Origin of the sequence: Pseudomonas sp. LAMO17WK12:I10 (assembly GCF_900215185.1) — a bacterium.
Lineage (GTDB): Bacteria > Pseudomonadota > Gammaproteobacteria > Pseudomonadales > Pseudomonadaceae > Aquipseudomonas > Aquipseudomonas chlororaphis.
This window is the reverse complement of sequence record NZ_OBDX01000023.1, coordinates 100,842-114,889: the sequence shown is the minus strand read 5'-3', so window position 1 is coordinate 114,889 and position 14,048 is coordinate 100,842. Positions and strand designations below refer to the sequence as shown.

Genomic DNA, 14,048 nt, shown 5'->3' with positions numbered 1-14,048 from the left:
GCGGTAATCGCGGGCGGGCGTCCGATTCTAGGCATGACTTCGAGGCTGTCCAGGCAGAAGAAATGGTAACTTTAGTTTATTTTGTCTACACCCTCTTAGTGGCCTTCACAGGGGGGTAGGGGGTGACCATTTCATTAGGGTTTTGCGTACTTCGCTCGGGGTCTGGCCGTAATGGGCCTTGAACGCCCGGGCGAAGTGGGCCTGGCTGGTGAAGCCATGGCGGTAAGCGATTTCGCCGATATCCAGGCCGGCTCCCCGTGGGCTGCTCAGCAGGTCATGGGCCTGTTGCAGGCGTTTTTCCAGGATAAAGCGGCTGGGCTGGCTGTCTTCCAGGGCGAACAGGCGGCTCAGGTGCCGTGGGGAAATGCCGGTCTGCGCGGCCACCCGCTCGCAGCTCAGGCCAGGGTCGGCCAACTGTTCGCTGATGCACTGCTTGGCCGCCAGCAGATAGGACGCGCTCAGGGCATTGATCCGCCGCTCTCCCGCTTGCCCGGCGATCAGGCTGGCCAACAGCTCCAGCGCCTGGTTCTGATAACTCTCGGCGTCCTCGCTCAGCGGCTGCTGGAAAAAGCCTCCGGTGCGCTCGCCCAGGGTGCGCAGCAACAGGCGCTGCACGCCACTTTGCCCGCCGATCTTCAGCGGACGGTCGAAACGCTTGAGGCAGCGCTCGGCGAACAGCGCCTGGGGAATGTCGAAAATGAACTGGCGCATCGGCCCGGAGAACCCGAACAGATAGGGTTTGTCGGTGCGGTAGACGATCAGCTCACCCGGTTCGAGCAACTGGCAGGCGCCATCCTGATAGAAGAACGAGCCGCTGCCGGTGACGAAGGACACGAACACCGACTCCTTGGGCACCGCGCGGATCATCGAGTTGTCACGCTCGACCACGTGCTCGTTGCCCTCGATCCGCGCCAGGCGCATGCCCTCCAGCTGCAGGTTGTCCTGGCTGGCGGCAAAACCGCTTTCACAAAAGGAAGTGCATTTGAGGCCGACCAGGGTGGAGGCGTTGTAGTCCTCCCAGAAGGCCAGCCGCTGGTCCAGGGCGATGCCCTGGGTGCAGGCATGCCGGGTTTCGAGCAAGGCGCATGGAGACATTTTTATTCTTCTCATGGGCTAGGAAGCATTCCCGGTCGGCAAGGCAGTGACCGGACACCAAGGCCGCGGCAGATGGCGGCCGCGGCGATTCATTAACATATGAAGCTTATGCCCTGTCAACGTGAAACGCAGTGGGCACAAGTCGATTACCAGGGTAAACGGCGTCCCTGAAGCCTGTAGGAAAAGTCTCGTCCGATCCAGTCAACAATCCCGTCCGATTGGATAAAACCCCGCCCGCGCGCCGCGCCTAAAGTCGCCTCGACTCCCACAACGAATAGAGGCCGACCATGCCCGAAGCCGCCCGCCGTGAATTCTGGAAAGACCTGCAACCGATCGCCAATTGCTTCAAGCCGGACGCCAAGCCCGAGGTCTACCTGCCCAATGCCGCCAGCGACGACCTGAAGCTGTATGTGCCCTTCACCGAAACCGTGTCCTCGCGGCCGCTGTGGATCTCGCCGAGCGAGAACCGCTGGTGCGACATCCTCATGGCCAGCAGCGCCGGCCTGGTGAACCGGCATTACCACCCCCACGAAGTGTTCGCCTACACCCTGTCCGGCAAGTGGGGCTACCTGGAGCACGACTGGACCGCCACCGCCGGCGACTTCGTCTACGAGACCCCGGGCGAAGGCCACACCCTGGTGGCCTACGAGCACGAGCAACCGATGCGCGCGTTTTTCATCGTCAAGGGCCCGCTGATCTGGCTCGACGAACAGGGCGAGCCGGACGGTTATTTCGACGTGCACTCCTACATCGCCCTGTGCCGCGCGCACTACGAAAAGATCGGCCTCGGCGCGGCCTATATCGACACGCTGTTTCGCTGAAGTCTCGACTTCACCTGTCCCTCCCGCGGAGAACGACCATGGCTTACAACAACAATAAAGCCGGTTACGAGAACATTCTGCTGGGCGTGCTGTTCCTGACGTTCGGCTTCGTCTTTTTCGATCGCCTGGCCCTGTCCTTCCTGTTCCCCTTCATGGCCGACGAGCTGCAACTGAGCAACAGCCACCTGGGCATGCTGTCGTCGGTCCTGGCCCTGGCCTGGGCGGTGTCCGGCGCGCTGGTCGGGGCCTGGTCGGACCGGCGTGGCAAGCGCAAGCCGCTGCTGATCGTCGCGGTGATCCTGTTTTCCCTGTGCTCGGCGCTGTCGGGGCTGGTCACCGGCTTTCTCAGCCTGCTGCTGTTCCGCGGCATCATGGGCCTGGCCGAAGGGCCGATCCTGCCGCTCTCGCAATCGCTGATGGTGGAGGCCTCCTCGCCCCATCGCCGGGGCCTGAACATGGGCCTGCTGCAAGGCTCGGCGGCCGGGCTGCTGGGCGCGGTGATCGGCCCGCCGGTGCTGATCGCCCTGGCCGAAGCCTACGGCTGGCGCCATGCCTTTATCGTCTCGCTGATCCCCGGGCTGCTGATCGCCCTGCTGATCTGGCGCTATGTGCGCAATGATGCGCCGCCGGCACCGATCACCGACAACGCTCCTGCTGCTCCGATCAACCGCCTGGCCCTGCTGAAAAGCCGCAACATCGTGCTCTGCACCCTGATCAGCTGCGTGTTCCTCACCTGGTTCGTGATCCTGATTTCCTTCACCCCGACCTTCCTGGTCAAGGTCCGCGGCTACAGCCCGGCGAGCATGGGCACGGTGATGAGTTGCCTGGGCGGCGCCTGGGTGCTGTGGGGCTTCGGCGTGGCGGCGATTTCCGACCGTTTCGGCCGTCGCCCGACCCTGGTGCTGTTCTCGCTGATCGCCGCCTGCTGCCCGATCGCCCTGCTCTACGCCAACAGCCCGCTGCTGATGGGCGTGCTGATGCTGCTGACCTACACGGGCCTGGGCTGCTTCACCCTGTTCATGGCGACCATCCCGGCGGAAACCGTGCCCCGTGAGGTCATGGCCACCGCCCTGGGCATGATCATGGGCATCGGCGAGCTGGTGGGCGGTTTTGTCTCGCCGACCATCGCCGGCTTTGCCGCCGACCGTTTCGGCCTGTCCATCGTCATGTGGATCTCCTGCGGCGGCGCCCTGCTGGCGGCGCTGCTGGCGCTGTTCCTCAAGGAAACCGCGCCGGCGGTCCTGGCGCGCGGCCGCCGCGCCGAACCTTCCCCCTCTCCTGTCCTGCAAGGAAACCAGCCATGAAAGCATTGCGTTGGCATGCCGCCCGCGACTTGCGCCTGAGCGATCTGCAACTGCCGCAGCCCGGCCCGGGCGAGGTGCTGGTCCAGGTGGCCTACTGCGGCATCTGCGGCAGCGACCTGCACGAATACGCCGACGGCCCGCACTCGATTCCACAACAGGTGCCCCACCCGCTGTCCGGTTGCCGCGCGCCGCTGACCCTCGGCCACGAGTTCTGCGGCCAGGTCCTGGCGGTGGGCGCGGGCGTCGACCGGGTCCGGGTCGGCAGCCGGGTGGCGGTGGAGCCGGAGTACCGCTGCGGCGATTGCCAGTACTGCCGCGCCGGCCAGTACAACCTCTGCCAGTCCATGGGCTTTATCGGCCTGATGGGCGACGGCGGTTTCGCCGAACAGGTGCTGGTGCCGGCCTACATGCTGCACCCGCTGCCGGATTCGGTGAGCTTCAAGCAGGCCGCGGTGCTGGAGCCGGCGGCGGTGGCCTTTCACGCGCTGAACCAGAGCAGCCTGCTGGCCGGCGACAGCTGCGTGGTGTTCGGCCTCGGTCCTATAGGCCTGCTCTTGATCCTGCTGGCGCGCCTGCGCGGCGTGGAGCGGATCTTCGCCGTGGACATCAGCCCCGAACGCCGGCGACTGGCCCGCGACTTCGGCGCCCAGGAAGTGCTCGATGGCCACGCCGCCGACCTGTCGCAACGCCTGCACGAACTGAGCGGTGGCGGCGTCGACACGGCCTTCGAGGCCGCCGGCAGCCAGCAGACCCTGAGCCTGGCCCTGCACTCGCTGCGCAAGGGCGGCGAGGTGGTGCTGGTGGGCCTGATGGGCGAGGTCAGCATCGATGCCTTCCACCTGGTGAACAACGAACTGCGCCTGCTCGGCAGCGTGGGCTATCGCAACGCCTACCCGCCGCTGATCGAACTGCTGGCCAGCGGCCGCCTGGACCTGACCCGCGCCGTGACCCGCTGCGTGACCCTGGACCAGGCCGTGGAGCATGGCTTCGAGGCACTGCTGCGGGACAAGAGCCAGATCAAGGTGCTGGTCAATCCCAACCCCGAACTGGCCAAGGCATGACCTGTAGCCGCTGCCGCAGGCTGCGATCGAGGACGCAGTCCTCGCCAGCGCAATCGGCAGCCTCCTGGTAACCCGTTGGCGAACGCTGCGCGTCCGATCGCAGCCTTCGGCAGCGGCTACTCACAAAAACAACAAGAAACGAGTATCGACCATGAAAAGCACTCCCCTGCTGTGCCCGCTGCTGGCGGCGGTCCTGTTCACCCCGTTGTGCCATGCCGCAGCGCCGGTACCCAACCGCGAAGGCCCACTGGCCGGGCTCGGTGAGCAACTGGCCGGCTACGGCATCCGACCCCATGTGCAGTTCTGGAGCCTGTCGATGAAGAATCTCGACACCGGTCCGCGGGAACACAGCTTCGGCAACAGCGGCGACCTGTTCGTCGGCGCCGACTTCGACCTCGATACCCTCGCCGGCCTTACAGGCGCGGCCGTTCATTTCGAGGAAACCTTCTTCATCCTCGACACCGCCACCGGCCAGCCGACCTCGCGCAACTGGCAAGGCGCCGCCGGCAGCTACTTCGCCGGCGCGCCGATCCACAACGACATCACCAGCAACCAGCTGAGCCTGCTGACCTACCAGCAGACCTGGCTCGACGGCCAGGTCGACATGAGCCTGGGGCGCACCAACGCGCGGCGCTACTTCTATATCTACAACTGCGAAACCGTGGTCACCTGCAACGACCCGATCATCGATTCGTCCACCGGCATCCTGCCGCCGCCCTACGGCAGTTGGGGCGGCTACCTGAAGTACCAGGCGACGCCGGGCTTCTATGTGCATGCCGGGGCCTTCGAATCGAACCCCGTGGACTACCTGAAAAAACGCAAGGGCCTGGACTTCAGCACCGACGACGCCAGCGGCACCAGCCTGCTGCTGGGCATCGGCAGCAAGCACGACAGCGCCTATAGCGCTCACTACGAACTCAACGGCTACTACAACACCGCCAACCAGCACGACCCGCTGACCGGCGCCAGCGAGCACGGCACCGGCGGCGCCTTCTTCAAATTCCAGCAAGGTTTCTGGCGGGCCGACGGCGGCCAACGCACCGCGCCCCAGGCGCTGCTGGCGTTCGGCTCGCTGTCCCTGGCGGCCGACGACAAGCAGCCCTTCAGCCATTTCGCCGAGATCGGCCTGACGTACCTGGCGCCCTTCGACCGCGCCCAGGACAAGCTCAACCTCAAGGCCAGCTACCTGCGCCTCAACGACCACCAACTGCGCTTCCAGCAACAGGCGCGGATCGCCAACGGCGGCGACCCCAGCCTGGGCGAACGCAACGTGTACGCCATCGAGGCCAACGGCCACTTCGCCCTGACCCGGCACCTGGCGCTCGAACCCAGCGTGCAGTACCTGATCAACCCGGACAATTTCTACAACCCCGAGGCCCGCGAGCTCAGCGGCAACGGTTTTGTCGTCGGCCTGCAAGTCATGTACGACGTCGGCGCGGCGCTGGGGTTGTAAACCTGCTTTTCACTGCCAACGAGGTATCTCCCATGACTGACTCTGCCCCGCGTTCGTTCGACTACATCGTGGTCGGGGCCGGCTCGGCCGGTTGCGCGCTGGCCAACCGGCTGTCCGCCTACCCGCAGCTCAGCGTCTGCCTGATCGAAGCCGGCCCTAGCGATCGCAACCTGTTGCCCGGCGCCTATGTGCGCACCCCGGCGGGCATCATCCGCCTGATCGCCAACCCGAAGTGGAACTGGATGCACCAGTTCAGCGCCCAGGCCACCAGCGGCGAGCGCCCGATCCCCTGCCCCCGCGGCCGACTCTGGGGCGGCTCCAGCGCGATCAACGGCATGATCTACATCCGCGGCCACCGCAGCGACTACGATCGCTGGGCGGCGGCCGGCAACCAGGGCTGGAGCTACGACGAACTGCTGCCGTACTTCCTGCGCTCGGAGCATTTCGAGCCCGGCGCCTCGCCCTGGCACGGCCAGGGCGGCGAACTCAACGTCGCCGCGCAACGCAGCCCGAGCCCGATCAATGAGGTGTTCTACCAGGCCGCCCAGGAACTGGGCTGGCGCTACAACCCGGACTTCAACGGCGAGGAACAGGAAGGCTACGGCCCCTTCCATGTCACCCAGATCAACGGCGAGCGTTGCAGCGCCGCGCGGGCCTTCCTCTACCCGGCGCTGTCGCGGCCCAACCTCAGCGTACTGAGCTCGACCCTGACCCACCGCGTGTTGCTGGAGGGCAATCGCGCCTGTGGCGTCGAGGTCAGCCAGGACGGCGCGGTGTTCCAGCTCCAGGCCCGGCGTGAAGTGATCCTCAGCGCCGGGGCGATCAACTCGCCGCAGTTGCTGTTGCTCTCCGGCATCGGCCCGGCCGAGGAACTGGCGCGCCATGGCATCGCCCAGCGCCATGAACTGCCGGGAGTCGGCCACAACCTGCAGGACCATCAGGACGTGGTGCTGATGTACCGCTGCGACAGCGAGCTGACCTACGGGATCTCGGCCAAGGGCCTGTTGCCCCTGGCCCGTTCGCCCTGGCAGTACCTGAGCCGGCGCAGCGGCCCGCTGACCTCCAATACCGTGGAGTCCGGCGGTTTCCTGCGCCTGCATCCCGAGGACGCCGCCCCGGAGCTGGGCCTGATCGTCGCCCCGGCGCTGAAAAACCAGCCCCAGCGCCTGGTGCCGCTGGGCCATGGGGTCAGCCTGCACATCGCCGTGATGCACCCGCACAGCCGTGGCCAGGTCCGGCTCAACTCCGCCGATCCCCACGACAAGCCGATCATCGACAGCAACTTCCTCAGCCACCCGGAGGACCTGCGCAAGCTGGTGGCGGGCGTGCGCCTGGTGCGCCAGCTGGCGGCGAGCCAGGCGTTCGCCCGGCGCCTCAAGGGCGAGCTGGTGCCCGGCCCGCAGGTCGAGAGCCAGGCACAGATCGAGCAATGGATTCGCGACAGCCTGGGCACCGTGTTCCACCCGGTCGGCACCTGCAAGATGGGCCATGACGCCCAGGCGGTGGTCGACGACCAGTTGCGGGTCCACGGCGTGCAGGGCCTGCGGGTGGCCGACGCGTCGATCATGCCGAGCCTGACCACCGGCAACACCAACGCGGCGGCGATCATGATCGGCGAAAAGGCCGCGGACCTGCTGCTGGGTAAGGCGCCACCGAGCCTTCAGGTTCCCGCTCGCCTGGAACAACAGATACCCGCGCCTGTCATTGGCTGAAAAACGGCCAACCGCAGCCGCGGGTGGGCCAAGGGCTAATGCCAATCGATCAAACGCCGATGATCCATTGTAGGAGCGAGCTTGCTCGCGATGGTCGTTAACGATAACGCGTACTAATCGGATGAACGCGGCGCACTCAGGTCCATCGCAAGCAAGCTCGCTCCTACAGTTTTGATCGGTATCTCCCAAAAGGAGTCCGCGTTTATAGGTGTATGGATTTTGCCGTACCCCAGGCATATAGTTGCACCACACAACTATATCGAGAGCCACGCCATGTCATCGTCTTCGCCGCTGGTGGAACAGATCCGTAACGAATCGCGCAAACTGGTGCGTGAGCTGGGCTTTATGGGCGCCACCCTGGCCGGTTCCGATCTGCCGCCCTCGGCGGTGCATGCGCTGATCGAACTCGACCTGCACGCCCCGCTCACCGCCGCCCAATTGGGCAAGACCCTGAATTTGGAAAAGTCCTCGGTCAGCCGCCTGCTGGGCAAGCTCATCGAGCGCGGCGATATCCAGGAAAGCCCCAGCCCCACCGATGCTCGGGAAAAGCACCTGGGCCTGACCGCCAGCGGGCGCAAACAGGTCGCCGCGCTCCATGCCTTTGGCAGCGCCCAGGTGCAACAGGCGCTGCGCTTGCTTGCGCCCCGCGAGCAAAGCCAGGTGGTCGCCGGACTGCGCAGTTATGGCCAGGCGCTGCAGGCCTGCCGCCTGGGCCATGCGCAGATCGCCGCGGCCACCCCGAGCGTGCTCCGTGGCTATCGGCCGGGCATGATCGGCCGCATCACCGAGCTGCATGCGCACTACTACTCACGCCTGGTGGGTTTCGGGCAGTTCTTTGAACAGCGCGTCGCCGCGGGCCTCGCGGAGTTCAGCGAGCGCCTGGACAACCCCGATAACGGCGTCTGGCTGGCAGTGCTGGACGAGCAGATCGTCGGCTCGATCGCCATCGACCTCGGCGACGCCGCGGATCGCCCTCAGGCCGACAGAGTCGCCCATCTGCGCTGGTTTATCCTCGACGAGACAGCCCGTGGCACCGGCACCGGTCGCCTGCTGCTCAAGGCGGCGCTGGAGCATTGCGACCGGGTGCGGGCAAGCTCCTGCTACCTGTGGACCTTCAGCGGCCTGGACGCCGCCCGGCACCTGTACGAAGCCTTCGGCTTCCAGCTGGTGGAGGAACAGCCCGCGGCGCAATGGGGCAAGACCGTGCTGGAGCAGAAGTTCGCGCGCCGCCATCCAGGCCTGTCCTGAAACGCCTCAGCGGTTGGCCGGCGGCGCGATATTCCACAGCCGCGGCCAGTCTTCGGAGGACAAGCCATTGCAAGTCGGCATCTGCCGGTAATCGCTGAGCTGGAAGCTTTCGCCGTCGAACAGCCAGCGCCCGGTTTCACCGCAGTCGCCGATGCCACGCGCCAGATAGAAGGTGGTCAGCACCCCGGTCTTGGGGTCGTAGTGGGCGCCGCCCGAGCCGTCCGCGTTGTTCATGGGCAAGGCTTGCCGGCGCAACTCCTCGAGCTGCGGCGGGTTGCCGCGCGACCAGCTGCTGATCAGGTAGTCGCAGTTGTAGGCCGCGCAGTCGCTCAGCACCACCGTCAACGCCCGCTGCGCGGTCAGCGGATAGACCTCGACCTGGGGCTCGGCCACAAAGTCTTCATCGTCGTTGGGCGTGCCCGGCGCGGCGAGTTTCACCGCGGCCGCCGAGATCCGCGTGCGCTGCGCCACCGTCAGTTCCGGTGCCCCCGGATAAGCCCGCAGCTGCGCCGGCAGCGGCCGCGCCGGCACCTCGCTGGCCGGACGCTGGCCTGGCCGCCACAGCGCCGTCACGCCATCGACCCGGCCCTGCACCGAGTCCATCAGCAACAGCGCCGCCGACAGACCGGACAACGGCACCCGAGCCTCGTCGTTCCCCTCCAGCTTCAGTTCCTCGGCATTGCGCAGGCGTTCCAGCCACTGACGGGCCCGGGCCGGGTCGGCGATTTCATAGCGGGTGACCTGGATCTGCGCACCCTTCTTTTCCGGCAACAGCACCAGGGCGTCCAGCAGCTGTGGCTCCAGCGGCTGGCCATCAAGGCGCAAGGCCGTCAGCTCGGCGGGTTCGCCGCGCTGGTCCAGGCGTATCTCCAGCGGGCCGTCGGGGCCGGCGCGACGCTGGATATGCAGGGTCAGGCTGCTGTACTGCACACCGTGCTCGCCGTTGGGCGCGCTCAGGGCGTGGCAGCTGCGCAGGTTGTCGCAGCCGGTGATCCATTCCTTGGTCTGGCGCAGCAAGGGCACCTTTTCCGCGGCGTTCTGCGCCAGCGCCTGGGCGGCGCTGGCGGTCAGCAAAAGAACCATCAGGGTGCGCTGCAACATGGGACTTTCCTTGTCGGGTAAAAGCGCCGATTGTCCCACGCAGCGCGCTGGCGCTCCCAGCTTTTTTGCCCTCAGGGCGAGGGTTTCGCCGCGCCCTGGCGGGCCCGGTATTCCCCCGGCGTCATCTTCGCGTAGCGCTGGAAGAACCGGCTGAAATACGCCGGGTCCTTGAACCCCAGCTGGTAGCAGATTTCGTTCACCGAACTGGCGGTGAACAGCAGTAGGCGCTTGGATTCCTGCATCAGGCGCTCGTACACCAGGCGTTTCGACGGCAGGTCGGCGATGCGCCGGCAGACGTCGTTGAGACGCGCCTCGGTGACGCCGATCTGCCCGGCATAGCGCGACAGCGGCCAATGCTCCAGGTAACGGGCTTCGATCAGTTCGTTGAAGCGATGGAAGATGTGCAGGTCTTCATGCCGCGCCGGGCGGGCCTTGAGGGAATTGGCCGAGAGCCTGAGCAGGCTGATCATGATCAAGCGGGTCAGGGCCTCCAGCGCCGGCGCGTGCCCGGCGCCCTGCCCGGCGACTTCCTCCTGCAACTCATCGAACAGCAGCGCCAGGCGCCGCGCCTCGCCGGCGAACCCCGGGTCCAGGCGCGCCAGGGCCACGCAGGCCGGCGCCACCTGGGGGCCGCTGGCGAGGCGGCTGTCGGCTTCGATCAGCTCCCACACCAGCTGCTGGCGCACGGTCAGTACGTGGCCTTCGCTGTCGGCCTCGGTGACGAAGGAATGGGCAATGGTCGGAGGCGTGAGGAAAAACATCGGCCCCGATTCCAGGTATTGCTGGTCGTCGAGGTAGACCCGCACCGCGCCGCTTTTCACGTAGTGCACCTGGAAAAACCGGTCGTGGCGGTGCACCGGCATGTTGCGGCCGAAGAACCCGGCCAGGTTGCTCAGCTTGTCGTAATGCACCTGCGAGTCGGCGTAGCGCTGGTCGTAGACCTGGCCGATGTTGATGTTGGGGATCGGCTGGCGATCGCTCATGGTGGCGTGTCTCTTTTTTCGCTCGCGGTGCTTTTTATTTTCGCCCGCGGCGCTTTTATTTTTTACCTGCGGCAAGCGCCCACATCCTGCGTGATTCGCGGCCTGTTCACCAGCACGGGGCAGACAGTTGGTGATCGGCTCCTGGCCGGCGCTTGACGATCGTTAACATATTAAATATAACGTTAACACATTAACGAAATCACCTCGTCTTCCGCGATGCTCAGGAGAACAACACAATGAGCCGTGCACTGCATGAAGTCGCCACCGGCACCCTGTTCGGCGTCGCGCTGAACTACCAGGGCCTGTTGCGCAGCCACCTGGAATCCTTCACCCAGCCGCCCTACCAGAAGCCACCGGTCAAGCCGGTGCTGTTCATCAAGACCCCCAACACCCGCAATGTCCACGGCGGCGCCGTGATCTATCCGCAAGGCGTCGAGCGCCTGCAACCGGGCCCGGCGCTGGGCGTGGTGATCGGCAAGAGCACCAGCCGGGTCAGCGTGGAAAACGCCCTGCAGCATGTGGCCGGCTACACCATCGTCAACGAATTCAGCCTGCCGGAAGACAGCTACTACCGCCCCGCCGTCAAGGCCAAGTGCCGCGACGGTTTCTGCGCCTTCGGCCCGGAACTGGTGCCGGCGGCCCAGGTGCGCGATCCCCATGACCTGGAACTGAAACTGTGGGTCAACGGCGAACTGCTGCAACGCAACAGCACCGCCAACCTGGTGCGCGGTATTCCCCAGCTGATCGCCGAAATCAGCGAGTTCATGACCCTGCACGAGGGCGACGTGCTGATCACCGGCACCCCCGAAGGCCGGGTCGACGTCAAGCCCGGCGACCGCATCGAAGTGGAGATCAGCGGCCTGGGCCGTCTCGCCAATCACGTTGTCGCTGAAGAAATAGCCGACGAATAAGGAGCCGCCATGAAACACGCCCGCATCCGTTATCAAGGCCAGGTCCACGAGGTCGTGGTCAATGCGCCCAACAGCGTGAAACTGGCCGATGGCCGTGTGCTCGCCGAGGATCAGGTCGAGTGGTTGCCACCGGCCACCGGCAGCATGTTCGCCCTGGGCCTGAACTACGCCGACCACGCCGCCGAACTGGCCTTCAAGCCGCCGACCGAGCCGCTGGTGTTCATCAAGTCCCCCGGCACCTACACCGGCCACAACCAGGTCACCTGGCGCCCGGACAACGTCGCCTACATGCACTACGAGTGCGAACTGGTGGCGGTGATCGGCAAGACCGCGCGCAACGTCAAGCGCGAGGACGCCCTGGATTACCTGGCCGGCTACACGGTGTGCAACGACTACGCGATCCGCGACTACCTGGAAAACTACTACCGGCCCAACCTGCGGGTGAAGAACCGCGACGCCACCACCCCGGTCGGGCCGTGGATAGTCGACGTCGCCGACGTGCCCGAGCCGAACCGGCTGAAACTGCGCACCTGGGTCAATGGTGAGTTGCGCCAGGAAGGCAGCACCTGCGACATGATCTTCGACATCCCCTACCTGATCGAATACCTGTCCAGCTTCATGACCCTGCAACCCGGCGACATGATCGCCACCGGCACCCCAGAAGGCCTGTCCGATGTGGTGCCCGGCGATGAAGTGGTGGTGGAAGTCGAAGGCGTCGGCCGGCTGGTCAACCGCATCGTCAGCGAGGCGGAGTTCTTCAGGATCAAGGCGCAACACGACACGCAACGAGCGGCCAAGGAGCACGCATAAATGATCAAACACTGGATCAACGGCCGCGAGGTCGAAAGCCAAGACACCTTCGTCAACTACAACCCGGCCACCGGCGAAGCCATCGGTGAAGTGGCCAGCGGCGGTGCCGGGGAAATCGCCCAGGCGGTCGCGGCGGCCAAGGAAGCCTTTCCGAAATGGGCCAATACCCCGGCCAAGGAACGCGCGCGGCTGATGCGCAAGCTGGGTGAGCTGATCGACCGGAACGTGCCGCACCTGGCGGAGCTGGAAACCCTCGACACCGGCCTGCCGATCCACCAGACCAAAAACGTGCTGATCCCCCGCGCCTCGCACAACTTCGACTTCTTCGCCGAGGTCTGCACCCGCATGGATGGCCACAGCTATCCGGTGGACGACCAGATGCTCAACTACACCCTGTACCAGCCGGTCGGCGTCTGCGCGCTGGTGTCGCCGTGGAACGTGCCGTTCATGACCGCCACCTGGAAGACCGCGCCGTGCCTGGCGCTGGGCAACACGGCGGTGCTGAAGATGTCCGAGCTGTCGCCGCTGACCGCCAACGAACTGGGGCGCCTGGCGGTCGAAGCCGGCATTCCCAATGGTGTGCTGAACATCGTCCAGGGCTACGGCGCCACCGCCGGCGATGCCCTGGTGCGCCACCCGGACGTGCGGGCCATTTCCTTCACCGGCGGCACCGCCACCGGCAAGAAGATCATGCAGACCGCGGGGCTGAAAAAGTACTCCATGGAACTGGGCGGCAAGTCGCCGGTGCTGATCTTCGAAGACGCCGACCTGGAGCGCGCCCTGGATGCGGCGCTGTTCACCATCTTCTCGCTCAACGGCGAACGCTGCACCGCCGGCAGCCGGATCTTCATCCAGGAAAGCGTGTACCCGCAGTTCGTCGCCGAGTTCGCCGCCCGCGCCAAGCGCCTGATCGTCGGTGACCCGCAGGACCCGAAGACCCAGGTCGGCTCGATGATCACCCAGGCCCACTACGACAAGGTCACCGGTTATATCCGCATCGGCATCGAAGAAGGCGCCACCCTCCTCGCCGGTGGCCTGGAGCGCCCGGCCAACCTGCCGGCGCACCTCAGCCGTGGCCAGTTCATCCAGCCGACGGTGTTCGCCGACGTCGATAACCAGATGCGCATCGCCCAGGAAGAGATCTTCGGCCCGGTGGTCTGCCTGATCCCGTTCAAGGACGAGGCCGAGGCCCTGCGACTGGCCAACGACACCGAGTACGGCCTGGCTTCCTATATCTGGACCCAGGACATCGGCAAGGCCCATCGCCTGGCCCGTGGCATCGAGGCCGGCATGGTGTTCATCAACAGCCAGAACGTGCGCGACCTGCGCCAGCCGTTCGGTGGGGTCAAGGGCTCCGGCACCGGCCGCGAAGGCGGCGAGTACAGCTTCGAAGTGTTTGCCGAGATCAAGAACATCTGTATCTCCATGGGCAGCCACCACATCCCGCGCTGGGGCGTGTAAGGTTTTGCAATCCTGTAGCCGCTGCCGAAGGCTGCGCTCGTCTCGGAACGAGACGCCGCTCTTTGAAGTCCCTTCGGGGTCGATCGCA

Annotated in this window: 12 protein-coding genes; 9 read left to right on the top strand and 3 right to left on the bottom strand. The window is 65.7% G+C overall.

The window, feature by feature from the left end; translation table 11 throughout:
- Window positions 1–105: 105 nt before the first annotated feature.
- Window positions 106–1,095, bottom strand: coding sequence for an AraC family transcriptional regulator (locus tag CRO75_RS23250; protein WP_097138508.1), 990 nt, complete (start codon window positions 1,093–1,095; stop codon window positions 106–108).
- Between the two features lie 287 nt (window positions 1,096–1,382).
- Here CRO75_RS23250 and CRO75_RS23245 point away from each other — a divergent pair, with 287 nt between their 5' ends.
- From CRO75_RS23245 to CRO75_RS23220, 6 genes are all read left to right on the top strand, one after another.
- Window positions 1,383–1,916 carry a 2,4'-dihydroxyacetophenone dioxygenase family protein gene (locus CRO75_RS23245; RefSeq protein ID WP_007927291.1) on the top strand — a complete coding sequence of 178 codons (534 nt, stop codon included), beginning with the start codon at window positions 1,383–1,385 and terminating at the stop codon, window positions 1,914–1,916.
- 38 nt (window positions 1,917–1,954) lie between these two features.
- On the top strand, window positions 1,955–3,220 hold the full coding sequence (locus CRO75_RS23240) for an MFS transporter (RefSeq protein ID WP_097138506.1): 1,266 nt from the start codon (window positions 1,955–1,957) through the stop codon (window positions 3,218–3,220).
- Window positions 3,217–4,281, top strand: coding sequence for a 2,3-butanediol dehydrogenase (locus CRO75_RS23235; RefSeq protein WP_097138504.1), 1,065 nt, complete (start codon window positions 3,217–3,219; stop codon window positions 4,279–4,281). The genes CRO75_RS23240 and CRO75_RS23235 overlap by 4 nt, the downstream gene beginning before the upstream one ends.
- A 151-nt stretch (window positions 4,282–4,432) precedes the next feature.
- A complete protein-coding gene (locus tag CRO75_RS23230; protein ID WP_097138502.1) occupies window positions 4,433–5,734 on the top strand; it encodes a carbohydrate porin in 1,302 nt (433 codons plus the stop codon).
- Window positions 5,735–5,766: 32 nt separating this feature from the next.
- Entirely contained in the window at window positions 5,767–7,446 is a 1,680-nt protein-coding gene (locus CRO75_RS23225) for a GMC family oxidoreductase N-terminal domain-containing protein (RefSeq protein ID WP_097138500.1), read from the top strand.
- A 273-nt stretch (window positions 7,447–7,719) separates the two neighbouring features.
- Window positions 7,720–8,694, top strand: a complete 975-nt coding sequence (locus tag CRO75_RS23220) for a helix-turn-helix domain-containing GNAT family N-acetyltransferase (RefSeq protein ID WP_097138498.1) — start codon at window positions 7,720–7,722, stop codon at window positions 8,692–8,694.
- A 6-nt stretch (window positions 8,695–8,700) separates the two neighbouring features.
- Here CRO75_RS23220 and CRO75_RS23215 read toward each other — a convergent pair whose 3' ends face one another.
- Both CRO75_RS23215 and hpaA read right to left on the bottom strand, forming a co-directional pair.
- Window positions 8,701–9,795, bottom strand: a complete 1,095-nt coding sequence (locus CRO75_RS23215; protein ID WP_097138496.1) for a DUF1176 domain-containing protein — start codon at window positions 9,793–9,795, stop codon at window positions 8,701–8,703.
- Window positions 9,796–9,866: 71 nt separating this feature from the next.
- The gene (gene hpaA, locus CRO75_RS23210; protein WP_085530647.1) at window positions 9,867–10,778 is read right to left on the bottom strand and encodes a 4-hydroxyphenylacetate catabolism regulatory protein HpaA; all 912 of its coding nucleotides are present in this window, start codon (window positions 10,776–10,778) and stop codon (window positions 9,867–9,869) included.
- Window positions 10,779–11,014: 236 nt separating this feature from the next.
- On the opposite strand from hpaA, the gene CRO75_RS23205 reads away from it, so the two are divergent.
- Genes CRO75_RS23205 through hpaE form a run of 3 tightly spaced genes read left to right on the top strand, consistent with a single transcriptional unit; the run spans window position 11,015 to window position 13,960 of the window.
- Window positions 11,015–11,689 (top strand): fumarylacetoacetate hydrolase family protein, encoded by a 675-nt coding sequence (locus CRO75_RS23205; RefSeq protein ID WP_097138494.1) that lies wholly within the window; start codon window positions 11,015–11,017, stop codon window positions 11,687–11,689.
- 9 nt (window positions 11,690–11,698) lie between these two features.
- Window positions 11,699–12,499 (top strand): fumarylacetoacetate hydrolase family protein, encoded by an 801-nt coding sequence (locus tag CRO75_RS23200; protein WP_097138493.1) that lies wholly within the window; start codon window positions 11,699–11,701, stop codon window positions 12,497–12,499.
- Window positions 12,500–13,960: a 5-carboxymethyl-2-hydroxymuconate semialdehyde dehydrogenase gene (hpaE, locus tag CRO75_RS23195; protein WP_097138491.1), complete on the top strand. Its 1,461-nt coding sequence runs from the start codon at window positions 12,500–12,502 to the stop codon at window positions 13,958–13,960.
- The last annotated feature ends 88 nt before the right edge of the window (window positions 13,961–14,048 follow it).